The sequence below is a fragment of the Gordonia sp. NPDC062954 genome (assembly GCF_044543825.1).
Lineage (GTDB): Bacteria > Actinomycetota > Actinomycetes > Mycobacteriales > Mycobacteriaceae > Gordonia > Gordonia tangerina.
On sequence record NZ_JBITWL010000001.1, the window covers coordinates 216,580 to 239,529 of the forward strand.

20 protein-coding genes are annotated in these 22,950 nt (G+C 66.9%); 10 read left to right on the forward strand and 10 right to left on the reverse strand.

Annotated elements, in window-relative coordinates:
* Window positions 1-35: 35 nt before the first annotated feature.
* Both trpD and ACIGKQ_RS00980 read right to left on the reverse strand, forming a co-directional pair.
* Entirely contained in the window at window positions 36-1,109 is a 1,074-nt protein-coding gene (gene trpD, locus ACIGKQ_RS00975; protein WP_287015052.1) for an anthranilate phosphoribosyltransferase, read from the reverse strand.
* Window positions 1,110-1,134: 25 nt separating this feature from the next.
* Entirely contained in the window at window positions 1,135-1,647 is a 513-nt protein-coding gene (locus ACIGKQ_RS00980; protein WP_287015053.1) for a hypothetical protein, read from the reverse strand.
* 143 nt (window positions 1,648-1,790) lie between these two features.
* Here ACIGKQ_RS00980 and ACIGKQ_RS00985 point away from each other — a divergent pair, with 143 nt between their 5' ends.
* From ACIGKQ_RS00985 to ACIGKQ_RS01005, 5 genes are all read left to right on the forward strand, one after another.
* Complete coding sequence (locus ACIGKQ_RS00985) at window positions 1,791-2,402, forward strand: heme-copper oxidase subunit III (RefSeq protein ID WP_287015054.1); 612 nt, start codon at window positions 1,791-1,793, stop codon at window positions 2,400-2,402.
* A 61-nt stretch (window positions 2,403-2,463) separates the two neighbouring features.
* The gene (locus ACIGKQ_RS00990) at window positions 2,464-3,384 is read left to right on the forward strand and encodes a c-type cytochrome (RefSeq protein ID WP_396571971.1); all 921 of its coding nucleotides are present in this window, start codon (window positions 2,464-2,466) and stop codon (window positions 3,382-3,384) included.
* Window positions 3,381-4,541, forward strand: a complete 1,161-nt coding sequence (locus ACIGKQ_RS00995; RefSeq protein WP_287015056.1) for a ubiquinol-cytochrome c reductase iron-sulfur subunit — start codon at window positions 3,381-3,383, stop codon at window positions 4,539-4,541. Before ACIGKQ_RS00990 ends, ACIGKQ_RS00995 begins: the two co-directional genes overlap by 4 nt.
* Entirely contained in the window at window positions 4,538-6,157 is a 1,620-nt protein-coding gene (locus tag ACIGKQ_RS01000; RefSeq protein WP_235723251.1) for a cytochrome bc complex cytochrome b subunit, read from the forward strand. Before ACIGKQ_RS00995 ends, ACIGKQ_RS01000 begins: the two co-directional genes overlap by 4 nt.
* A 79-nt stretch (window positions 6,158-6,236) precedes the next feature.
* Complete coding sequence (locus ACIGKQ_RS01005) at window positions 6,237-7,760, forward strand: bifunctional phosphatase PAP2/diacylglycerol kinase family protein (RefSeq protein WP_287015057.1); 1,524 nt, start codon at window positions 6,237-6,239, stop codon at window positions 7,758-7,760.
* A 96-nt stretch (window positions 7,761-7,856) separates the two neighbouring features.
* On the opposite strand, the gene ACIGKQ_RS01010 is transcribed toward ACIGKQ_RS01005, so the two are convergent.
* Complete coding sequence (locus tag ACIGKQ_RS01010; RefSeq protein WP_235723253.1) at window positions 7,857-8,273, reverse strand: cytochrome c oxidase subunit 4; 417 nt, start codon at window positions 8,271-8,273, stop codon at window positions 7,857-7,859.
* On the reverse strand, window positions 8,270-9,337 hold the full coding sequence (locus ACIGKQ_RS01015) for a cytochrome c oxidase subunit II (RefSeq protein ID WP_235723265.1): 1,068 nt from the start codon (window positions 9,335-9,337) through the stop codon (window positions 8,270-8,272). Before ACIGKQ_RS01015 ends, ACIGKQ_RS01010 begins: the two co-directional genes overlap by 4 nt.
* Before the next feature lie 363 nt (window positions 9,338-9,700).
* Between ACIGKQ_RS01015 and asnB the strand changes: the two genes are divergently transcribed.
* On the forward strand, window positions 9,701-11,626 hold the full coding sequence (gene asnB, locus ACIGKQ_RS01020) for an asparagine synthase (glutamine-hydrolyzing) (protein ID WP_235723254.1): 1,926 nt from the start codon (window positions 9,701-9,703) through the stop codon (window positions 11,624-11,626).
* 150 nt (window positions 11,627-11,776) lie between these two features.
* On the opposite strand, the gene ACIGKQ_RS01025 is transcribed toward asnB, so the two are convergent.
* The 4 genes from ACIGKQ_RS01025 to ACIGKQ_RS01040 all read right to left on the reverse strand — a co-directional run bounded on the left by ACIGKQ_RS01025 (window position 11,777) and on the right by ACIGKQ_RS01040 (window position 15,417).
* Window positions 11,777-12,766: a carbohydrate kinase family protein gene (locus ACIGKQ_RS01025; protein ID WP_235722771.1), complete on the reverse strand. Its 990-nt coding sequence runs from the start codon at window positions 12,764-12,766 to the stop codon at window positions 11,777-11,779.
* A gap of 105 nt (window positions 12,767-12,871) precedes the next feature.
* Window positions 12,872-13,231 (reverse strand): iron-sulfur cluster assembly accessory protein, encoded by a 360-nt coding sequence (locus ACIGKQ_RS01030; protein WP_235722770.1) that lies wholly within the window; start codon window positions 13,229-13,231, stop codon window positions 12,872-12,874.
* 116 nt (window positions 13,232-13,347) lie between these two features.
* Complete coding sequence (gene rarD / locus ACIGKQ_RS01035) at window positions 13,348-14,319, reverse strand: EamA family transporter RarD (protein ID WP_287016917.1); 972 nt, start codon at window positions 14,317-14,319, stop codon at window positions 13,348-13,350.
* 6 nt (window positions 14,320-14,325) lie between these two features.
* A complete protein-coding gene (locus ACIGKQ_RS01040) occupies window positions 14,326-15,417 on the reverse strand; it encodes a glycerate kinase (RefSeq protein WP_396571974.1) in 1,092 nt (363 codons plus the stop codon).
* A gap of 103 nt (window positions 15,418-15,520) precedes the next feature.
* Between ACIGKQ_RS01040 and ACIGKQ_RS01045 the strand changes: the two genes are divergently transcribed.
* Genes ACIGKQ_RS01045 through ACIGKQ_RS01055 form a run of 3 tightly spaced genes read left to right on the forward strand, consistent with a single transcriptional unit; the run spans window position 15,521 to window position 18,872 of the window.
* Window positions 15,521-16,210 carry a DUF3043 domain-containing protein gene (locus ACIGKQ_RS01045; RefSeq protein WP_235722767.1) on the forward strand — a complete coding sequence of 230 codons (690 nt, stop codon included), beginning with the start codon at window positions 15,521-15,523 and terminating at the stop codon, window positions 16,208-16,210.
* Between the two features lie 3 nt (window positions 16,211-16,213).
* Window positions 16,214-18,085 (forward strand): nicotinate-nucleotide--dimethylbenzimidazole phosphoribosyltransferase, encoded by a 1,872-nt coding sequence (gene cobT / locus ACIGKQ_RS01050; protein WP_396571975.1) that lies wholly within the window; start codon window positions 16,214-16,216, stop codon window positions 18,083-18,085.
* Window positions 18,086-18,095: 10 nt separating this feature from the next.
* The gene (locus tag ACIGKQ_RS01055) at window positions 18,096-18,872 is read left to right on the forward strand and encodes an adenosylcobinamide-GDP ribazoletransferase (RefSeq protein WP_396571977.1); all 777 of its coding nucleotides are present in this window, start codon (window positions 18,096-18,098) and stop codon (window positions 18,870-18,872) included.
* Between the two features lie 21 nt (window positions 18,873-18,893).
* Here the strand turns inward: ACIGKQ_RS01055 and ACIGKQ_RS01060 are convergent, their stop codons facing one another.
* Window positions 18,894-20,000 (reverse strand): branched-chain amino acid aminotransferase, encoded by a 1,107-nt coding sequence (locus ACIGKQ_RS01060; protein WP_266060937.1) that lies wholly within the window; start codon window positions 19,998-20,000, stop codon window positions 18,894-18,896.
* 62 nt (window positions 20,001-20,062) lie between these two features.
* On the reverse strand, window positions 20,063-21,172 hold the full coding sequence (gene gcvT / locus ACIGKQ_RS01065; RefSeq protein ID WP_266060935.1) for a glycine cleavage system aminomethyltransferase GcvT: 1,110 nt from the start codon (window positions 21,170-21,172) through the stop codon (window positions 20,063-20,065).
* A gap of 95 nt (window positions 21,173-21,267) precedes the next feature.
* On the opposite strand from gcvT, the gene ACIGKQ_RS01070 reads away from it, so the two are divergent.
* The gene (locus tag ACIGKQ_RS01070; protein WP_287016921.1) at window positions 21,268-22,788 is read left to right on the forward strand and encodes a leucyl aminopeptidase; all 1,521 of its coding nucleotides are present in this window, start codon (window positions 21,268-21,270) and stop codon (window positions 22,786-22,788) included.
* Window positions 22,789-22,950: the final 162 nt, after the last annotated feature.

Below are 22,950 nucleotides of genomic sequence, written 5' to 3' on the forward strand. Positions count from 1 at the left end.
CCCCGACCAACACGGGTCTCGGCCTGATGCGGATCTCAGCGCTCGTCGGCGAGTTCGGCGCTGAGCGACGCCCAGCGTTCGAGTAGACGGGCGACGTCACCGCCGTCGAGCACCGCAGCCGCGCGGGTCATCGCCTCGACCATCGCATCCGTCAGCCCGCTGTCGGTCAGCACGGCGCGTTGTTCGAATGCGACCAGCGCCGCCGCCGCATTGAGGAGCACGGCATCGCGCACCGGACCGCGGGTGCCCGCGAACAGATCGCGCGCGATAGCGGCGTTGCGCTGCGCATCGCCACCCTGCAAGGCGGCCAGTTCGACGCGTTCGACCCCGAGGTCGGCGGGATCGAGAGCGAGCCGGGTGACCTGACCATCGACGACCTGCCACACCGTGGATGTGGTCGTGGTGGTCAGTTCGTCGAGTCCGTCGTCGCCACGCACCACCAGTGCCGAACTGCCACGGTCGGCGAACGCTTGCGCCAGTACCGGCGCGAGATCGTCGAACGCACATCCGATCAGGCCACTCGAGGGCCGCGCCGGGTTCGTCAACGGCCCCAGCACGTTGAACACGGTCGGGATACCGATCTGCTTGCGGGGCGGTCCGGTGAACCGGAACGCCGGGTGGAACACCGGTGCGAAGCAGAAGCCGATGTTCACCTCGTCCACGCATCGCGCCACCGCGTCGGGCCCGAGCGTGATGTCGACGCCGAGGGCTTCGAGCACATCGGCACCGCCGCTCTTCGACGACGCCGCACGATTGCCGTGTTTGACGACGGGCACACCCGCAGCAGCCACCACCATCGAGGTCATCGTGGAGATGTTCACCGTGTGCGAGCGGTCTCCGCCGGTGCCCACGATGTCCACCGCCGGCCGACTCACCTCGACGAGGGCCGCGTGCTCCAGCATCGCCGACGCCAGGCCGCGTAGTTCGGCGGGAGCCGCGCCCTTCATCTTCACCCCGACACCGAATGCAGCGATCTGCGCGCCGGTCGCGGCATCGCTCATGATCTCGTTCATCGCCCACGACGCCTCGTCGACGGTGAGATCGATCCGGTCGGTGACGCGTCCGAGGATGTGCGGCCAGGTGTACGCGGAAGAGTCCGTGCTGCTCACAGAGAAAACAGTAGTGGCCCGCCGATCAGCGACCCGCCACCGGTGGCTGCAGGACCTGCCAGCGCAGCACTTCGCCACCGTGTCGCGAACCGAGGCTGGCCATCCGTGAGCGCTCCTGCGACAGATGCATGGCATCGAGCAGCTGCACCCGAGCGAGCACGACGATCACCTCGTCGGCAGTGCCGGTGTCGGATGCGAGTCCGTCGACGGGCCCCACCTTGGCGGATTGGTACCCGTCCAGCCCGGCGAGCGCGACCGCGTCGTCGACCTGCGAGGAGGGCAGTCGCAGCACATGACGCAGCACCACCTCGTCGTCGGCCCGCCACGCCGAGTCGGCCAGGGCAGTCGAACTCGCCACGGCATCGTCTGCGGATTCGACGACCACCACCAGGCTCGGGTCGTCGACCTGCACCTGCGCGGCCACCTCACGTCGGCCCAGTACCCGGTCACGCAACCGCGTGAGTCGGCCCACCTCCACCGGGCGGCCGTTGAGGTCACGCCGCACCGGCGAGGCCTCCGGTCCACCAGCTCGAATCACCCGTCACACCTCCAGGAAACCATGCTCGTCCAGACACGCCGGAACAGTCGGCGACCGGCGACTACCAGCGACGAAACAAAAAGTTCCGGTGAATATCGGACCCAAGTGGTCAGCCCTTACTACGAACCGTCATACTTCATTTTGTGACTAGCGCTGTAGGTACCTCAGGAACAGCCATCACCTCGCGCGTGCACTCGCTGAACCGGCCCAACATGGTCAGCGTCGGCACGATCGTGTGGCTGTCCAGTGAGCTCATGTTCTTCGCTGGACTGTTCGCGATGTATTTCGTCGCGCGCGCCAACTCCTCGGTGGGGTGGCCACCAGAGCCGACGGAGCTCAACCTCACTCTCGCGATCCCGGTGACGACGGTCCTCATCTTGTCGTCGGTGACCTGCCAGATGGGTGTGTTCGCGGCCGAACGCGGTGACGTCTTCGGACTGCGCCGCTGGTACGTACTGACCTTCCTGATGGGCGCGTTCTTCGTCGCCGGACAGGGCTACGAGTACTACCACATGATTCACGAGGGCACGACGCTGAGCTCGAGCGCCTACGGTTCGGTCTTCTACATGACCACCGGGTTCCACGGCCTGCACGTCATCGGCGGTCTACTCGCCTTCGTCTTCCTGCTGATCCGCACCAAGTTGTCGAAGTTCACGCCGGCACAGGCCACCGCTGCCATCGTGGTGTCCTACTACTGGCACTTCGTCGACATCGTCTGGATCGGCCTCTTCGTCACGATCTACTTCATCAGGTAGCCGGTCCCGGCCTCCTGCAGAACAGCACATCTCAGTCCGCCCGCTTAGTAGAGAGTCACAGATGAGTTCATCTCCACCGCGACCGTCGGATAACGACGACGTGGACGCCGGCACGGGTGCACCGGCCGCCTCCACCTCGGCGCGCAAGGCGAAGTCTCGACGTAAGCTGCGTCGTCGCGCGAGCGGCACGCTGCTGCTCCTCGTCGGACTTGTGAGCGCAGGCGTCCTGGCATCGGTCCTGACACCCAAGCCACAGGTCGCCATCGCCGACGAGTCCAACGCCGCGCTGATCGCCGACGGCAAGAAGCTCTACGAGACCTCGTGTATCACCTGTCACGGCGCCAACCTGCAGGGTGTGGAAGACCGTGGCCCGGCGCTACTCGGTGTGGGCGATGCGGCGGTCTACTTCCAGGTGTCCACCGGCCGCATGCCCGCGGCCCGTGGCGAGGCTCAGGCGACGCGCAAACCGCCGAAGTTCACCAAGGCGCAGATCGACCAGCTCGGCGCGTACATCCAGTCCGAGGGCGGCGGACCGCAGGTGATCTACGAGCGCAACCCCGATGGGTCGGTCAAGATGGAGGACGGCCTGCCGGTCCTTGCCCAGGAATCGCTTCGTGGCGAGAACCTCGGCCGCGGTAGCGAACTGTTTCGTCTGAACTGCGCCTCGTGCCACAACTTCACCGGTCGTGGTGGCGCGCTCTCGTCCGGAAAGTTCGCGCCCAACCTCGACGGTGTCTCCGAGCAGCAGATCTACACGGCGATGCTGACCGGACCGCAGAACATGCCGAAGTTCTCCAACCGGCAGCTCTCGCTGGAGGAGAAGCGCGACATCATCGGCTTCATCAAGTACGTCACCGAGTCCAACCCCCAGGGTGGCCTCAACCTCGGTGGATTCGGCCCGGTCAGTGAGGGCATGGTGATGTGGGCAGTAGGCGTCACGGCCATTGTCGCCGGCGCGATGTGGATGGGATCACGGACATGAGTGCACACGACGGTAAGGACACCCCGTCGCAGGACGAGCTCGATCAGATGAGCAAGGAAGATCTGGTCAAACTCGGCACCAATCTCGACGGTGTGGAGATCATTCACCGCGCCGAACGGTTCCCCGAACCCGGCACCGGGGTGGAGAAGCGCGCCGAGCGGCAGGTCGCGATCTGGTTCACCATCGCCGGCCTGTCGGCGATCGCCTGCTTCATCATCTTCATCTGGAACCACTGGGAGTTCGCACTCCCCGATTCCGCCGACTACTGGCGCTACACCCTCAACACTCCCCTGTTGGGTATCACCTTCGGTCTGTCGGTGCTGTCGATCGGCATCGGCATGGTGATCTTCACCAAGAAGTTCATCCCTGCCGAGATCTCCGTGCAGGATCGCCACGACGGTGGCTCCAACGAGGTCGACAGGCGGACCGTCGCAGCGGAGTTCAACGACTCCCTGACCACCTCGACCCTGCCGCGTCGCAAGATGATTCTCGGATCGGCCGCCTTCGGGCTCGGCGCCTTCGCGGTCACCGGGCTCGTCGCCGGCCTCGGCGGCATCATCAAGAACCCGTGGGCCAAGGGCGACGATGCGCCGCTGTGGCACACCGGTTGGTCGCCGATCTACAACCCCGCCGACGATCCCAACGAGACCGTCTTCCTACGCCGCGACACCGGCAACCCGCACCAGGTCGCCCTGGTCCGGCCGGAAGACCTCGACGCGGGCGCCATGGAGACGGTCTTCCCGTGGCGCGTGTCCGACGGGTACGGCGAGACCGAGGAGTCGCGCCACAAGCTCGTCGAGGGTCTGCGTTACGTCAGCAACCCCGTCATGCTCATCCGCTTGCGCCCCGAGGACGCTGCCCGCGCCATCAAGCGCAAGGGGCAGGAGAGCTTCAACTACGGCGACTACTTCGCCTACACGAAGGTGTGCAGCCACCTCGGCTGCCCCACCTCGCTGTACGAGCAGCGGACCAACCGCATCCTCTGCCCGTGCCACCAGTCGCAGTTCGACGCGCTCGAATACGCCAAGCCGGTCTTCGGTCCGGCCGCCCGAGCACTGGCGCAGCTGCCGATCACAGTGAACAATCAGGGATACATGGTCGCCGCAGGCGACTTCATCGAACCCGTCGGACCGGCATTTTGGGAGCGTAAGTCATGACCATCGCCGACCGTGTCGCGGCGCAGGCCAACGAGGTCGACTCGCGATATCACGCCGCCCCGGGCATCCGGCGGCAGATCAACAAGGTGTTCCCCACCCACTGGTCGTTCCTGCTGGGTGAGATTGCGCTGTACAGCTTCGTCATCCTGCTGGTCTCGGGTGTCTACCTGACCCTGTTCTTCGATCCGTCGATGAGCGAGGTCATCTACGACGGCGCCTATCAGCCACTCAATGGCGTGATGATGACCAAGGCGTACGCCACCACCCTGGACATCTCGTTCGAGGTTCGTGGCGGCCTGTTCGTGCGTCAGATCCATCACTGGGCGGCACTGCTGTTCGCGGCGTCGATCGTGGTGCACATGGCGCGCATCTTCTTCACCGGCGCGTTCCGTCGTCCGCGTGAGGCCAACTGGATCATCGGCTGCGTCTTGCTGATCCTGGCCATGTTCGAGGGCTTCTTCGGCTACTCGCTGCCAGACGACCTGCTCTCGGGTACCGGCGTCCGCGCCGCCATGAGCGGTATCGTCCTCGGTATCCCGCTGATCGGCACCTGGATCCACTGGGCTTTGTTCGGCGGCCAGTTCCCCGGCGACATCATCATCCCGCGCCTGTACATGATGCATATCCTGCTGTTCCCAGGGATCATCTTGGCGTTGATCGGCGCGCATCTGGCACTGGTCTGGTACCAGAAGCACACCCAATTCCCCGGCCCCGGCCGCACCGAGAAGAACGTCGTCGGTGTGCGGATCCTGCCGGTGTTCGCAGTCAAGTCAGGTGCGTTCTTCGCGATCACCACCGGTGTGCTGGCCATGATGGCGGGCATTTTCCAGATCAACCCGGTCTGGACCATCGGCCCCTACAACCCGGCGCACGTGTCCGCGGGCTCCCAGCCCGACATCTACATGATGTGGACGGACGGTCTGGCCAGACTCATGCCCGCCTGGGAGTTGTACCTGGGCAATTACACGATCCCGGCGATCTTCTGGGTGGTCGTGGTCATCACCATCATGTTCGCGGTGATGTTCGCCTACCCGTGGATCGAGAAGCGGTTGACCGGCGACGATGCGCATCACAACCTGCTGCAGCGTCCGCGTGACGTGCCGGTGCGCACCGGTATCGGCGCAATGGCACTGTCGTTCTGGATCATCCTGACCCTGTCGTGCATGAACGACATCATCGCGCTGAAGTTCGACATCTCGCTGAACGCGACCACCTGGATGGGCCGGATCGGTCTGATCGTGGTGCCGCCGCTGGCCTACTTCATCGCCTACCGGTGGGCACTGTCGCTGCAGCGCAGTGACCGCGCGGTGCTGGCCCACGGCATCGAGACCGGCATCATCAAGCGGCTGCCGCAGGGTGAGTACATCGAGGTGCACCAACCTCTCGGCCCGGTCGACGACCACGGCCACCCGATCCCGCTCCCCTACGAGGGTGCCGCACTGCCGAAGCGGATGAACAAACTCGGTTCGGCAGGAGCACCCGGTACCGGCTCGATCCTGCTCGAGGATCCGCCGGAGCAGCAGATCCGCAACACCGAGCGCGAACACGAGGTGGAGAAGTCCGAGCAGCAGGCGCTGCGCGAACTGCAGGCAAAGGGTGGCAACCCGCTCGACTGATCTGCGGTGAGCATCGACCACGGCCGCCGTCGCACATCGCGACGGCGGCCGTGGTCGTTCGCGTGCGTAGGATCGAGGAGTGATCAGTCCGCGCCGCTCGCCACGTGCCGCTCTCCGATCCCGCTGGGACTCCACGGGTTTGCGCGAGATCACCCGCGGACTGGGCACACTCGACGCGGAGATATTCGAGACCATTGCGCAGTCCCACTCCCCCGGACTCGACGCAGTGATGCCACGGCTGACCCGGGCCGCCGATCATTCGAATCTCTGGTTTGCGATCGCCGGCGCGATGGCACTCGGCGGTGGCGCGACGGCGCAACGTGCCGCGGTACGCGGAGTTGTGACGGTCGGCGTGACGAGCGTGCTCACCAACCAGATAGCCAAACGCATCCGCAGTCGTCCTCGGCCCGAGACGGCATCGGTTCCGCTGCAGCGGCGATCTCGGCGGACCCCGACCTCCAACTCGCTGCCGTCGGGACACTCGGCCAGCGCGGCCGCCTTCGCCATGGGCGTCGGCATCGAACACGCCCCGACGGGACTCGTCCTCGGTGGCCTTGCCGGCCTGGTCGGATTGTCCCGCATCGCCACCGGCGCACACTACCCCGGAGATGTCTTGGCCGGGTTCGGGATCGGGGCGACCATCGCAGTCATCGGCGGGCGTCTGGTGCCGCCCATCACCACTCACGACATCGCGATCGCCCCGCCGTCGGATGTACCCGCGCCGGCGTGTCCGGCTGGGGCGGGCGTGGTGGTGGTCGGTAATCCGGAGTCGGGGTCCGGCAACGGACGACAGGTGCTCGACAAAGTGCGTGCACTGCTCCCCGACGCGGAGATCATCGAAATCGGCCCCGACGACGACATGCCCAATCTCTTACGTCGGGCCGCGGAACGGGCCGACGTACTGGCGGTGTCCGGCGGCGACGGCACCGTCGCCTGCGCCGCGCCGGTGGCGCTCGAGGCGGGGGTTCCCCTGGCGGTTCTGCCCGGCGGTACGTTCAACCACTTCGCCCGGGATCTGGGCATCCGGTCGGTGGCCGACACCGTCGGCGCCATCGCCGAAGGCCGCTTGACACGCGTGGACATCGTCCGGCTCAACGATGACACGGTCGTGTTGAACACGGCTAGTATCGGCGCGTACCCGCATTTCGTCCGCACCCGGACCCGCCTGCAGCACAAACGTAGTCGGCCTTTCGCCACCGCCGTCGCGCTCATGGCCACGCTACGCCGCACCCGCCCCGTCCGGATTCGTGTCGACGGGGTGGTCATGGAGACGTCGCTGTTCCTGCTCGGCAATTCGTTGTACCGGCCGTCCGGTTTCGCACCATCGCGACGACTGCGGATCGACGACGGACTACTCGATGTACGCATCCTCGAGGTCGGTCACCGATTCGCACTCGCACGTCTGGTGGGTTCCATGCTCACCGGACGGTTGGAGCGGTCGCCGCTGTATCACGAGTTGCAGGTGCCCGAGTTCTCGTTCTCCGCGGTGGACGAGCCGCTCGTGGTGGCCCACGACGGCGAGGTCGGTGAGAGCTACGACGAGGCCACATTCCGCGTCGATTACCGTGCGCTGTCGGTCTATACCCCGGCGCCCCGACGCTGACGGCGATCCCCGACGGGGCCAGCCGGCGTACGACGACAACGGCCGCCTCCGACCGGCGTGGTCAGGGAGGCGGCCGTTGTCAGAGGCTGCTGTGGGTCAGTGCTTCTCCGGACCCACGTGGTACTCGAAAACGAGTCCTGCCGCGGTGCCGATGATGACGAACCCCGCGAAGATCGCGAACCACAGGTTGTGGGTGGCGAAACCGATGCCGAACAGGGCGGCGCCGAAGGCCAACAGGATCGGCCACCAGGAGTGGGGGCTGAAGAAGCCCAATTCGCCTGCGCCGTCCTCGACCTCGGCGTCTTCGTAGTCCTCGGGACGGATCTCGACACGACGAGCGACGAACCGGAAGTAGGTGCCGGCGATCAGCGTCAGGCCGGCACTGAAGAACATTCCGGTCACGCCCACCCACTCGACGCCGCGACTAGCGAACGCAGTGCAGATCGTGTAGATGATGCCCGCGAGGAAGAAGAATGCCGTCAGCAATTCGAAGATTCGGGCTTCGATTTTCATCCGTTTGCTCCCACCGTGCAGTTAGGCAAGGACGTGTTGGAGGCATCACCGAGGTCGGTCGGGGTGTCGCCGTCGGTGGCGCGTCGCGTGTCGAACGGAACCGTCGTCACCGACTCGGGAACCTCGCAGATCTCTTCGAGCGCCTGCGCATTGGTCGCCTGCGGGTTGTCCTCCCGATAGCGGATGTAGGCGTCGAACTTCTCCGGCGAAACCGCACGGACCTCGAAGTTCATCATCGAGTGATAGGTGCCGCACATCTCGGCGCAACGCCCGACGAAGGCACCCTCCCGGTCGATGCTGGAGATCTGGAAGACGTTGTCGGAGTGGTTCTGCTCCGGGAACGGCATCACGTCGCGCTTGAAGAGGAACTCCGGCACCCAGAATGAGTGGATGACGTCGGCCGCGGCGATCTCGAACTCGATGCGCTGGCCCGTCGGCAGCACCAACACGGGGATCTCGTTCGACGATCCGACCGTTTCGATCTGGTTGAACTGCAGGTAGTTCCGGATATCGTCGTCGCGACCGCCGGCCGGGAGGGGCAGCTCCTCACCGTGGTGGTTGGCCTCGTTGCGTGCCTGCAGCTCGAACGGGCTGCCTTCGCCCTCGAAGCCGTCATAGCGCGAGCCGTCGGTGAACTCGACCTCGCGGTAGCCGAACTTCCAGTTCCACTGGAACGCGGTCACGTCGACGACGACCTTGGAGTCGTCGGTCTTGCTCTCGACGTCGTTCTGGACCACGACGGTGAAGTAGAAGAGCACGGCGATGATCACGAACGGGATCGCCGTGTAGGTCAGTTCCAGCGGCACGTTGTACGCGGTCTGCCGGGGGAAGACGTCCTTGCCGGGCTTGGCCCGGTGGAAGGTGATGGTCCAGAAGATCAGGGCCCACACCAGGATGCCCATGAGGAGTGCGGCGATGACCGACCAGGTCCACAGCTCGCCCATCTTCTCTGCTTCGGGGGTCACGCCTTCGGGCCAACCGAAGCGCATCGCCGTACGGGCGTCACATCCCGACAGCAGCAACGCCCCGATGCCGAGTGCGACGAGTGCACCGACCTGCTTGATCGTCCGCGATGCGGAACGGGCCCCTGTCGCCCGCGGCCGTCCACCGTGTGCCAATTTCACGCCTTCCCGCTCGCTCGATGTCGGCACACGTGCCGACCGAGTTGCCATGCCACATGACTCGCACAGGGCTTTCTTCGCCCGCGCCGAGTCAAGTCGCACCCAGCGCCAAGGCAATTCTTGCACCTAGTACTACGCAGCGTAGACCAAGCCGTGCAACGTTTCGTGATTGGGGTTTACCTGCGTGCCTCGCCACGGCACCACGCTGAACCGACCCGCGGACCGTACGCCTTGCGTGGCGCGTACGTCAGGCATACTCGACGCGTCAGAACAGCATCGCGACGTCGACGAAATGGGGCCTGTCTGGTGTGTGGTTTGCTCGGTCTGCTGACCTCGGACGGTTCGGCATCCGACGCTGTCGGATCGGTGTCGGACGCGTCGCGCTGCATGCGCCACCGCGGCCCGGACGAGCCGGGCACCTGGCATGATGCCGACCTCGTCCTCGGATTCAACCGGCTGTCGATCATCGACATCGAACACTCGCACCAACCGCTGCGGTGGGGACCGCCAGAAAACCCCGACCGGTACGCACTCGTGTTCAACGGCGAGATCTACAACTATCTCGAGATCCGCGCGGAACTGACTCGCGATCACGACGCCGAGTTCGCCACCGAGGGTGACGGCGAGGCCATCGTCGCAGCGTTCCATCACTGGGGACCGGACGCGGTGCGTCGCCTGCGTGGCATGTTCGCATTCGCGATCTGGGACACCCGGCAACGCTCGTTGTTCCTCGCTCGCGACCCATTCGGCATCAAGCCGCTGTTCATCGCGACCGGCCCCGGCGGTACCGCGTTCGGCAGCGAGAAGAAGAGCCTGCTCGAGCTGACCGGGTTGCTCGGGTTGGGTGACGACCTCGATCCTCGGGCCATCGAGCACTACACCGTGCTGCAGTATGTTCCCGAGCCGGAAACCCTGCATGCGGCGATTCGACGACTCGAATCCGGGTGTCATGCGTCCATCCGCCCGGGCCAGGCGCCACAGATCCAGCGATACTTCACACCCCGTTTCCCGGTACGACCGTTCGGCAGCGGGGACTCCCAGGCCCGATACGACGAGATCGCCGAGGTCCTGTCCGATTCGGTGGCCAAACACATGCGCGCCGACGTGACCGTGGGGTCATTCCTGTCCGGCGGCATCGACTCCACCGCGATCGCTGCGCTGGCGATCCGCCACAACCCCGACCTGGTCACCTTCACCACCGGCTTCGAGCGCGACGGATACTCCGAGATCGACGTGGCGGTGGAATCCGCCGAGGCGATCGGCGCCAAACACGTCGTCAAGGTCGTCAGTCCGCGAGAGTTCATCGAGGCCATCCCGGAGATCGTGTGGTACCTCGACGACCCGGTCGCCGACCCGGCCCTCGTGCCGCTCTACTTCGTCGCCCGGGAGGCCCGCAAGCATGTGAAGGTGGTGCTCTCCGGTGAGGGCGCCGATGAGTTGTTCGGCGGCTACACGATCTACAAGGAGCCGCTGTCACTGAGTGCGTTCGACCGGCTGCCCGGCGCGTTGCGCCGGCTCGCGGGGCGGGTGTCCGACCGGATTCCGGAGGGGACCCGCGGCAAGAGCCTGCTGCACCGCGGCTCACTGACGCTCGAGGAGCGCTACTACGGCAACGCCCGCAGCTTCGACGATGCGCGACTGCGCGCGGTGCTCCGCGACTACCGTCCGGAGTGGACCCATACCGACGTCACCGCGCCCATCTACGCAATGTCGACCGACCTCGACCCCGTCGCCCGCATGCAACACGTCGACCTGTTCACCTGGTTGCGCGGCGACATCCTGGTGAAGGCCGACAAGATGACGATGGCCAATTCATTGGAACTGCGCGTGCCGTTCCTCGATCCCGAGGTGTTCCGCGTCGCAGAGACACTCCCCTTCGACGAGAAGATCGCCCATGGCACCACGAAGTACGCCCTTCGGCAGGCCCTCGAACAGATCGTTCCGCCCCATGTGCTGCACCGCAAGAAATTGGGCTTTCCGGTGCCCATCCGCCACTGGCTGGCCGGCTCCGAGATGTTCGACTGGGCGCACGAGGTCATCGAGCATTCGCAGACCGACCATATCCTCAACAAGAACGTCGTGGTCGAGATGCTCAACGAGCACCGCGACGGAGTCGTGGACAACAGTCGCCGGCTGTGGACGCTGTTGATGTTCATGGTCTGGCACGGGATCTTTGTCGAGAAGTCGATCGTCCCCGACATCACCGATCACCACTACCCGGTGCGGTTGTAGCGGGTCGAGTCCCTTTTCGCGCCGACAGAACCCACAAAATCGCCGACAGAACCCAGATTTCCGTCGAAAGAATCACTCGCACGCGTGCGGCTGGGTTCTGTCGGCGATTTTGTGGGTTCTGTCGGCTACTGTGCTGGGCGCGTCAGGGAGCTAGAGTGCGGCGGCGATCTCGTCGGCGGCCGGGTCGCCGTAGGCCTCGCCGATGCGCTTGAGCGCGAGGTCGCGATCCCAGGTCCAGTCCTGGGTGGAGACGGTCTCGAGCACCAACACGGCGATCATCGAACCGATCTGCGCGGAACGTTCGAAGCCGAGGCCTTTGTCGAGGGCGGTGAGGAAACCGGCCCGGAAGCCGTCGCCGACACCGGTCGGGTCCACCTTCTCGGTCTCCGGCACAACCGAGACGTGTGTCCTGGTGCCGTCCTTCTCCACGATCTCGACCCCGTCCTTGCCGAGCGTGGTGATCCGCACACCGACCATCTCGGCGACATCGGCCTCCGACAGGCCGGTCTTCTGCCGCAGCAGACCCCATTCGTATTCGTTGGTGAACAGGTACGTTGCGCCGTCTATCAGTGCGCGGGCTTGCTCGCCGTCGAGCCGGGCGAGTTGCTGTGAGGGGTCGGCAGCGAACGGGACGCCGAGCCGTCGGCACTCCTCGGTGTGCCGAATCATCGCCTCGGGATCATCGGCGCCGATCAACACGAGTTCCGGAGTACCGGTCCGTTCGAAGACCCCGGCCAGCGAGATCTCGCGCGCCTCACTCATCGCACCCGGGTAAAAACTGGCCAGCTGCGCCATCGCCTGGTCGGTGGTGCACATGAACCGCGCCGTGTGCTGGGTGTCGGAGATCCGTACCGACGAACAATCGACCCCGTGCGCTTCGAGCCACTGACGGTAGTCGTGGAAGTCGGCGCCGACCGCACCCACCAGTTGTGGGTCACCGCCGAGCACACCCATCGCGAACGCGATGTTGCCGCCCACCCCGCCACGTCGCACGACCAGGTCTTCCACCAGGAAGCTCAGCGAGATGTGCTCGAGGTGATCGCCGACGAGCTGCTCAGAGAACTTTCCGGGGAAGGTCATCAGATGATCGGTCGCGATGGAGCCACAGACAACGGTTGCCACGTGTGGAAGGCCCTTCATTCCGCAGGAGTTGGACAGCAGTCCACGCTACCCAGCCGCGCAGACGACATCGACCGCACCCCCGTGAGGCAGGAGATGCGGTCGATGTGTGAAAGGTTCGGTCGATCAGTTGAACGAGTCGCCGCAGGCGCAGCTGCCGGTCGCGTTCGGGTTGTCGATGGTGAATCCCTGCTTCTCAATGGTGTCGACGAAGTCGATGGTGGCGCCACCCACATAGGGTGCGCTCATGCGGTCCACCGCCAGGGTGACGCCGCCGAAATCGTCGGTGAGGTCACCGTCGAGGCTGCGGTCGTCGAAGAACAGCTGGTAGCGCAGTCCCGCGCACCCGCCCGGCTGAACGGCGATCCGCAACGAGAGGTCATCCCGACCTTCCTGCTCGAGCAGGCCTTTCGCCTTGGCGGCAGCTGCGTCGGTCAGAAGGACACCGGTCGTGGTGGCGGTTCCGGATTCGTTCTGAACGGTCATCGATGCTCCTGTATGTCTCGGATGGAGGTCCTGCGCTGTCGGGGTCCGACCGGGCCGAAGTCAACTCCGGCCCACTGTTGGGCCACGTGCTCGCTTCAACGGTACCTCGTCCGACTCTATTCCTGCCGAATCGGCGGTCCCGGCACACCGTCAGTGGTTCGTCTCCGGCTCGCGATGACCGCGTCGGTGGTGAAGATGGCCAGAGCGATCCAGACGATCGCGAACCCGGCCCATCGTTCCGGCGGCATGGGCTCGTCGAGGATCGCCACACCGATCATCAGCTGCATCGTCGGGGTGACGAACTGGGCGATGCCGAGCACCACGAGCGGCACCCGGCGCGCGCCCGCCGCGAACAACATCAATGGCGTGGCCGTCACCACACCGGCCATGGCAAGCAGGACCGCATGACCGGGTCCGGCCGAACCGAACGTCAAGCCGGTGGTGAGCGCCACCACCACTAGTTGTCCGATCGCCAGCGGGGCCAGCCACAACGACTCGCACGTCAGTCCACTGGTGACGTCGACGTCTGCGCCGATCGTCTTCTTCACCAACCCGTAGAACCCGAACGAGAACGCCACGCCCACGGCCAACCATGGGAACGCGCCGTACCCCAGCACGATGACGAGCGTCGCCACCACCGCCAGTACCACCGCGACCCACTGCAGCGGCCGCAGCCGTTCCCGCAACACCAGCACGCCGAGGATCACGGTCACGATCGGGTTGATGAAGTACCCCAGACTCATCTGGATCACGTGGCCGGTGTAGGTGGCGATCACGAAGATTTGCCAGTTCACGTAGATAAGCACCCCGGCCAACGCGGTCGCGCCCAGCAGTCGTGGCTGTCGCAGGATCCCACGCAGCCGGGGCCAACCGCCCGAGAGCGGGACCAGCACCGCGTAGAAGACCAGCGACAACAGTATCCGCCAGGCCACCACCTCCCACGGTCCGGTGGGTTCGAGAAGGACGAAGTACAGCGGTAGGAATCCCCACAGCGCGTAGGCACCGAGGGCGCAGAGGGCGCCGGTCAGATGGTCGCTCGAGCGCCGCGCGGATCGGTCGGAGGCAGTGAGGGCCGCATCGCCGCTCACGGCCGGTCACGCACCGCGCGACCCGCGTTCGACATCCCCCTCCGACCACTGCGCCGCAACCTGCTCTGCGAGTCGAGTCAACTGATGGTCGGCGTCGTTCATCGCCACCTCCACCGAACCGGCGATGTCGACGATGGCATGCGCACCGGCGATCCCGGCCGCAGCGATCTCATCCGACGTGAACGCCACCTGACCGGCGAACACCACTGTCGGAATTCCGGCCGCGGTCGCAGCTGCGGTGAGGGCGGCGACCACCTTGCCGCGCAGCGTCTGCGAGTCGAACTTCCCTTCGCCGGTGATCACCAAGCCCGCGGCCTCGACATCCGCGGCGCGGCCGGTCGCATCGGCCACCACGGTCGCACCGGAGATCCGTCGTGCGCCCAGCGCGAGCAGAGCGGCCCCGAGGCCGCCCGCGGCTCCCGCACCTTCCTCCACCGAGATATCTCGGCCGGCGATGGTGGTCAGTGTCGCGTTGTGATCGGTCATCCGGCGTTCGAGGAGCTCGACTGTGGCGGGGTCGGCGCCTTTCTGCGGCCCGAAGACCGACGCCGCTCCCCACTGCCCGAGCAACGGGTTCTCCACGTCCGACGCCGCCACCAGAGACACGTCGGCCAATCGCGCCGCCGCCTCCCGAGCACCGCCGAGCGCGTCGATCATCCCGCGTCCACCGTCGGTGGTCGCCGACCCACCCAGACCAACCACAATCGTCGCCGCGCCCGCGCCGAGTGCTTCGACCATCAGTTCGCCGACCCCGGTGGTGTCTGCTGACACCGCGGTACGCGGCGTCGGCCGGCCCCCGAGTTGATGGAGCCCACACGCCTGCGCGCATTCGATGTAGGCGACCGGACGCGACTCGGAATCGTCGAGCAGCCACCGGGCATCGACCGCCGCGCCGAGTGGGCCCGCCACAGTCGCGGTGCGCATGGTCCCCAGACGCGAGGCCAAGACGTCCACGAAGCCCGGTCCACCGTCGGATTGCGGAGCGCAACGCACGTCGTCGGCCGGTCGGGCAGCAGACCATCCTCGCGCGATGGCCCGGCTCGCCGCCACCGCCGACAGCGTGTCCCCGAACGAGTCCGGTGCGATCAGTACGCGCATGTCGCCTGCCGAAACGGTTGCTGTCCGAGGCGTGCTCTCATGCGCACGAAGTATAGGGAGGTCGGCAAACCTCGGCAGCACGGAATCGCCTAGGCTCGATGGTGTGAAGTTGCCATGGAAGTCAGATGACGACGCCGCCACGAGCACCGACGATGCGGCGTCCGAGGCCACCGAAGCCGGTGCATCCCTCACCGAAGAACCCGACTCCAAAGGCAGCGCCTATACCCCGGGCAAAGGCCGCGCGACCCCGTCGCGACGCCAGGCCGAAGGCCGACGACGCGGCCCGGTGGCACCGCCGCCCACCAACCGCTCGGAAGCACGTGCGCGCAAGAAGGCCCTGAAGTCGACGCTGTCGAAAGACGAGAAACGCAAACTCGCCGACGATCGACGCACACAGCGCAACGAACAGCGCGAGAAGATGATGGCCGGTGACGAGCGGTACCTGATGCCGCGCGACAAGGGTCCGGTGCGCCGTTTCGCGCGCGACATCGTCGACTCCCGCCGCAATTTCGCGGGCCTGTTCATGCCGTTCGCGATCGCACTGATCGTGGTGATGTTCGTCCCGCAGCTCGCGGTCTACGCCAACATGGTGCTGCTGGTGTTCGTGCTGTTCATGGCCATCGACGCCGTGGTCCTCGGTCGGCTGGTGAACCGCCGCGTCCGAGAGCGCTATCCCGACACCGATTCCTCGCAGACCGGCTTTCGGCTGGGCTGGTACTCCTTCACCCGTGCCATGCAGTTGCGGATGATGCGTGCCCCCAAACCGCAGGTGTCGCCGGGCGACGAGGTCTGATCGGTGGTGTCACGGGGGTCCTCGCCCGGTGAGGTGAACTCGCAGCCCACTCGCGCCGGCGTGCGCACTCTCGTCCTGGGTGGGGTGCGATCGGGCAAGTCCGGGCACGGTGAGTCGCTGCTGCGCGCGCACACCGAGGTCCGATATCTCGCCACCGGTCCAACCACATCGACCGACGCCGAGTGGGTGGCACGTGTCGCCGCGCACCGCCAACGGCGCGATGAGCGGTACACGACTCTCGAGACCATCGACATCGGCGGCGCGCTGCGATCCGACCCGCACACCCCGACGCTGATCGACGACCTCGGGACGTGGCTCGCCGCCGAACTCGACGAACTCGGCGGATGGGGTCCCGAACCGGTGGACCTAGCCGAGTTGCGCGCCACCCTGTGTGCCGCGATCGCGTCGTTCACCGGCGACCTGGTGATCATCAGCCCCGAGGCCGGGTTGTCGCTGGTGCCACCCACCCCTGCCGGACGCCGCTTTCAGGACGAACTCGGCACGCTCAACGAGGCTGTCGCCGCCGCGTGTGATCGGGTGGTGCTGGTCGTCGCGGGGCGCGTGGTCGAGTTACCCGCCACCGCCGCAGCCGCCGCGCCGACCCCGGTCACCCCCGTCGTCTCCTCCCCACCCTCCCCACATGCCCCTCGGCCGGCACCCGGCCGACCGGAACGCACGAAGCCTGAAACCCCAGCCGAACCCGGTGCGAATCCCACGACGGCAGCACAGAAGTCGAGTTCGGTCGACCCCACCGATGCCGAGGTCTTCGAAACCGTGGCCACTCCGGATCTCGGCATCGCGCGCGCGGCCAGGGAACGGCATCTCACCCTGACCAAACCGGCCGGCTCGCTGGGCCGTATGGAGGACATCGGGGTGTGGCTGGCGTCGTGCCAAGGCGTGTGTCCGCCGCGTCCGCTCAGCGCGCCGACGGTTGCGGTGTTCGCCGGCGACCACGGTGTCGCCCGTTCCGGGGTCTCGGCCTTCCCGCCAGAGGTGACTGCCCAGATGGTCGCCAACATCGCCGGTGGCGGCGCGGCCGTGAACGTACTGGCCCGACGTTCCGGCGCCACGGTGCATGTGTTCGACATGTCCGTCGACGCCGACACCGCACCCGATGTGTCCCGGTTCAAGGTGCGCCGCAGCAGCGGCGATCTCACCACCACCGACGCGTTGTCCCTCGCCGAGGCCCGCACGGCCCTCGCGGCCGGACGGGCGATCGCCGACGAACTGGTGGATTCGGGTGCTGATCTGCTGATCGGCGGCGAGATGGGCATCGGCAACACCACCCCCGCGACCGTGCTGATCGGCACGCTGTCGCGCCGTGAACCCGTAGAGATCGTGGGACGGGGCACCGGAATCGACGACGCCGGATGGATTCGCAAGACTGCGGCGATCCGCGACGGGATGCGCCGCGCGCGACGCCATGTGCACGATCCGTTGTCGTTGCTGGCCTCGGTGGCCGGAGCCGACCTCACCGCGCTGGCCGGATTCCTCGCTCAGGCGGCGGTGCGCCGGACCCCCGTCATCCTCGACGGGATGGTCGTCACCGCTGCTGCGATGGTGGCTGCCGAACTCGCCCCGGGCGCATCACGGTGGTGGTTGGCCGGACACCGCTCGGTGGAACCGGCACACACCATCGCGCTGCATCATCTCGACCTCGAACCCGTGCTGGACCTGTCCATGCGCCTGGGCGAGGGCAGTGGCGCGCTGGCCGCCCTCCCCCTCGTGGCGTCGGCAGTCGACATCCTGTCCACGATGGCGACCTTCGACGAGGCGGGCGTCAGCGACCGCGACGCGTCGCCGACCGTTACCGACTCGCCGTCTGCGACAGCGCCCGGCGAGCCGTCACCCACAGCAGTCGCCGTGACCCGCTGACCGGGCGATCATGCCGTCCCCGGTCCGGGCTGTCCACGTCGCGCTGAGCTGGCTCACCGTCGTCCCACTTCCTCAGCCCGCGGTGGCGATGGACCGACGGGTGGGGGCTGCGGTGATGGCCGCGGTGCCGGTGGTCGGGGTCACCCTGGGCGCACTCGGTGCCGCGTTCGCCGCGGCGCTGTCGTTCACCGAGTTACCCACCGCGCTGATCGGGCTCCTGATCGTGGCGGCGTTGGCGCTGCTCACTAGGGGGATGCACATCGACGGCCTCGCCGACACCGCAGACGGGCTCGGCTGCTACGGGCCGCCCGACCGCGTCGTCGAGGTGATGAGGAGCGGGTCTTCGGGGCCGTTCGGCGTGGCGTCGATCGTCGTGGTGCTCGCGATTCAGGCGGTCGGGTTCGGCGCGCTGACCGACCAGCACCGTTGGTATGAACTGGCCTACGCGATTGCGCTGGGTCGACTGGTCGCCGTCATCGGTGCACGCCGCGGACTGCACCCGGCGCGTGCCGAAGGGTTCGGTGCCCTGGTCGCCGGCACGCAGCGAATGTCGATCGCCGTGTGGGCGGCCGCAGCAGTGGTGGGCGCCATCGGCGTCGGATGGCAGGCCGACGGTCTCGACTTCCCGGCGGCGGGCTGGGCAGTGGCCGTCGTCGCAGTGGTGGTGACGTTCGGCTGGTTCGGTACCGCCCACTGCGCCCGCCGGATCGGCGGTATCAACGGTGACGTCCTCGGGGCGGGAACCGAGGTGGGCGTGGCGCTCGCGGTGATCGGCCTACTCATCTGAGACCGACCACCGGGCACAGACTCAGCGGCGATACAACTCCGTCATCCAGCCGTGGGTGTCGGCGAAGGTGCCCCGCTGGATGCCGGTCAGTGTGTCGCGTAACGCCTGGGTGACCTCGCCGGCCGCGCCGTCGCCGATCAGGTAGTCCTCGGTGTCGCCCTTCACCCGGCCGACCGGCGTGATAACGGCCGCGGTGCCGCATGCGAAGACCTCGGTGATGTCGCCGGAGGCGACTCCCTTGCGCAGCTCCTCGGTGCTGATGCGACGTTCCTCGACGGTGAAGCCGGCGTCGGTGGCCAACTGCAACAACGAATCCCGGGTGATTCCCGGCAGTAACGACCCCGTCAGTTCGGGCGTCACCAGGCGGGCGTCGGCCCCGGATCCGAAGACGAAGAACAGGTTCATGCCGCCCATCTCCTCGATGTAGCGACGTTCCACCGCGTCGAGCCAGACGACCTGATCGCAGCCGTGCGCGGTTGCCTGCGCCTGCGCCAGGAATGCGGCGGCGTAGTTGCCGCCACATTTGGCGAATCCGGTGCCGCCGGGCGCAGCCCGCACGTACTCGGTGGACAGCCAGACACTGACCGGCTTAATACCGCCGGTGAAGTACGAGCCGGCCGGAGAGGCGATCACGGAGTAGATGTACTGCGCCGACGGCGCGTTGACACCGAGACCGGCCTGCGAGGCGAACATGAACGGGCGCAGGTAGAGCGCTTCCTCGCCGCCGGCGGCGGGCACCCACTCGTTGTCGGCGTCGAGCAGCACACGCAGGGAGGCGATGAAGTCGTCCACCGGCAGCGGCGGCATCGCCAGCCGCTCGGCCGAACGCTGCAGGCGCAGTCCGTTGGACTCCGGCCGGAAGGCCGCGATGGACCCGTCCGGCTGCCGGTAGGCCTTGAGCCCCTCGAACACCTCCTGGCCGTAGTGCAGCACCATGGCCGACGGGTCGAGCGCGATCGGCCCGTACGGGCGCACCTGCGCGTTGTGCCATCCGCGGTCCACGTCGTAGTCGACCATCACCATGTTGTCGGTGAAGTACTTGCCGAAACCGGGTGCGGCGAGGATCTCCGCACGACGATTCTCCGACACCGGGTGGGGATGTTCGGTACGCGTGAACTGCAAGGTCATTGGCCAATCGTACCGCCGGGCGGCAAACGGATTACCGCGGCCGTCAACGGCGACGCCGCGCCTCAGACGTGCGAGGTGACGAACGGTGGGATGACGACTTCACATGCCAGGTCGCGGCCGCGGACGTCGACCACCACCTGATCGCCCTTGCCCACCCCGGAATCGGTGGCCAACAGGGCCAACGCGATGCCCTGCTTGAGGGTCGGTGAGAACGTCCCGGAGGTGCAGACGCCGATGTCGGCACCGCCGGATTCGGCCAGAACACGGCAGTCGGCGCGCGGTACTCCCCGGCCGGTCGCCTTGAGTCCGTACAGACGTCGCGCCGGTCCGGCCGCCTTCTCGGCACTGAGCGCCTCACGCCCGACGAACTCCGGCTTCGTCCAACCGACCGCCCACCCGGTCCGCGCCTGGACCGGGCTGATCTCCGGGCTCAGTTCGTGACCGTGCAAGGCGTAGCCCATCTCGGTGCGCAGGGTGTCCCGAGCACCCAGCCCGGCCGGCGATCCACCGAGTCGCTGCACCACCGTCAGCAACGCGTCGAACACCGGGCCGGCATCGGCCCACCGCGGCAGTATCTCGAAGCCGCGTTCCCCGGTGTAGCCGGAGCGACACACCCGTACCGGCACCGCGCCGTCGGGGGTGGACAGTTCCGCGTCGGCAAACGCCATGTATTCCATCTCCGTGGGCAGCCCCAGCTCGGCCACCGCATCCGGCGACTTCGGGCCCTGCACTGCGAACACCCCGAAGTCGCGATGCGCATCGGTGATCGTCACCCCGGCGGGCGCCGCGTCCGAGAGTTGCGCAACCACCGCCGCGGTATTCGCCGCATTCGGGATCAGAAACACCTCGTCGTCGCTGACGAGGTAGGCGATCATGTCGTCGACGACTCCACCGGAGTCGTTGCAGCACAACGTGTATTGAGCTTTTCCGGGACCAATCTTGGCGAGGTCGTTGGTGAGTACCCGGTTGACGTGTTCCGCCGCTCCCGGCCCGGCCACCACCGCCTTGCCCAGATGACTCACGTCGAACAGGCCCACCGATTCGCGTACGGCTGTGTGCTCGGCGACGGTGCCCGCGTAGGACACCGGCATGTGCCAGCCACCGAAGGCCGCGAAAGTGGCACCGAGGGCAGTGTGACGGTCGGCGATCGGTCCGGCGAGAAGTTCGGTCATACCGACAACCTTAGGGTCCTCGCGGCGACAACAGCGTCGACATCGACGTCGCCGGACTCCGCGTGACCCGAGTCGACGTGACTAGAGTTGACGCCGTGAGCAAGAACGACAGCATCGACCGCGTGCGCGGCCCGGAACTGGCAGTGGCAACCTCTCTCGGCAAGTCGGATGACGCTTTGGTGATCGGTCTCATCAAGCCCGACACCGACACCGAACCGACCCTGGTCATCGGCGACGGCATCCTCGACGACGCGCAGGCCGACGCGATCGCCACGGCGGTCGGCCGACTCGGAGCGACCGGTGCGCATGGGGAGGTCACCCGTCTCCCCGCACCGGACGGACTGCCGGTGGACCTGGTGGTTGCGGTGGGGCTCGGCGAATCCGCCGACGTCGACGATGCTGAACGGCTGCGTCAGGCCGCGGGCGTGGTGATCCGCGAACTCGACGGTGTCGGCACCGTCGCCACCACGTTGTCGACGCTGCAGCTGCAACCCGTCGCCGAGGGACTCTTCCTGGGCGCCTACCGTTTCGACACCTTCCGGTCCGACAAGACCCAGCCCAAGAAGACACCCCCAACACGCATCACGCTGCTCAGCGACGACAAGGACAAGGCGACCAAGTCTGACCTCGAGCACGCCGCCGCGGTGGCCGACGCCGTGGCGATCGCACGAGACTTCGTCAATACCCCGCCCAGCCACCTCTACCCCGAGGAATTCGCCGAGCGGGCCCGCCGCCTGGGCAGTTCGGTCGGACTCAAGGTGGAGGTGCTCGACGACACCGCGCTGGAGAAGGCCGGCTACGGCGGCATCATCGGTGTCGGTAAGGGTTCCTCGCGCCTGCCGCGGCTTGTCCGACTCAGCCACGCCGGCAAGAAGGGCGCCAAGAAGGTGGCCCTGGTCGGCAAGGGGATCACCTTCGACACCGGCGGCATCTCGATCAAGCCCGCCGCCAACATGGATGCGATGACCTCGGACATGGGGGGCGCGGCCGCCGTCATCGCCGCGACGATCCTGGCCGCACGACTCGACCTCGACGTGTCGGTCACCGCCACGGTGCCCATGGCCGAGAACATGCCCTCGTCGACCGCCCAGCGCCCCGGCGACGTCCTGACCCAGTACGGTGGCACCACCGTCGAGGTCCTCAACACCGACGCCGAAGGCCGGCTGATCCTCGCCGACGCCATCGTCCGCGCGTGCGAGGACGAACCGGATTACCTCATCGACACCGCCACCCTCACCGGCGCCCAGATGGTGGCGCTCGGCGCGCGTACGCCGGGGGTCATGGGCACCGACGAGTTCCGCGATCGGGTTGCCGCGCTGTCGCGGGAGGTCGGCGAGAACGCCTGGGCGATGCCCCTGCCCACCGAGCTCCGCGCCGATCTCAAATCACGGGTCGCCGACCTCGCCAACGTGACCAATCACCGCAACGGTGGGATGCTCGCGGCCGGCATCTTCCTCAAAGAATTCGTGCCGGAGTCGGTTGCGTGGGCGCATATCGACATCGCCGGACCGGCATTCAACACCGGCGGCGCGTGGGGCTACACCCCCAAGGGCGGCACCGGCGTTCCCGTCCGGACCATCGCGCGCGTCCTCGAGGACATCGCGGCCGACGGCTGACCGCCGCACAGACAAGTCCGGCCACAGCACATCTGTGTGACGCGGCTTGGGTAGGGTGATCGGGGACGGTCGGCTCACCCGCCTCAGCCCGTCTCGGTGCACCGACGGCGCACACACCGCGGCGCGCAGACCAACGACAACACCTCGAGTTCAGGAGTCAAC

Bases quoted from the DNA above. Each gene is read 5' to 3' on its own strand.
- ACIGKQ_RS00990 (WP_396571971.1), top strand. From the start codon at position 2,464: ATGAGTTCATCTCCACCGCGACCGTCGGATAACGACGACGTGGACGCC.
- ACIGKQ_RS00995 (WP_287015056.1), top strand. From the start codon at position 3,381: ATGAGTGCACACGACGGTAAGGACACCCCGTCGCAGGACGAGCTCGAT.
- ACIGKQ_RS01000 (WP_235723251.1), top strand. From the start codon at position 4,538: ATGACCATCGCCGACCGTGTCGCGGCGCAGGCCAACGAGGTCGACTCG.
- ACIGKQ_RS01010 (WP_235723253.1), bottom strand. From the start codon at position 8,273: ATGAAAATCGAAGCCCGAATCTTCGAATTGCTGACGGCATTCTTCTTC.
- ACIGKQ_RS01025 (WP_235722771.1), bottom strand. From the start codon at position 12,766: ATGAAGGGCCTTCCACACGTGGCAACCGTTGTCTGTGGCTCCATCGCG.
- ACIGKQ_RS01030 (WP_235722770.1), bottom strand. From the start codon at position 13,231: ATGACCGTTCAGAACGAATCCGGAACCGCCACCACGACCGGTGTCCTT.
- ACIGKQ_RS01040 (WP_396571974.1), bottom strand. From the start codon at position 15,417: ATGCGCGTACTGATCGCACCGGACTCGTTCGGGGACACGCTGTCGGCG.
- ACIGKQ_RS01055 (WP_396571977.1), top strand. From the start codon at position 18,096: ATGCCGTCCCCGGTCCGGGCTGTCCACGTCGCGCTGAGCTGGCTCACC.
- ACIGKQ_RS01060 (WP_266060937.1), bottom strand. From the start codon at position 20,000: ATGACCTTGCAGTTCACGCGTACCGAACATCCCCACCCGGTGTCGGAG.
- gcvT (WP_266060935.1), bottom strand. From the start codon at position 21,172: ATGACCGAACTTCTCGCCGGACCGATCGCCGACCGTCACACTGCCCTC.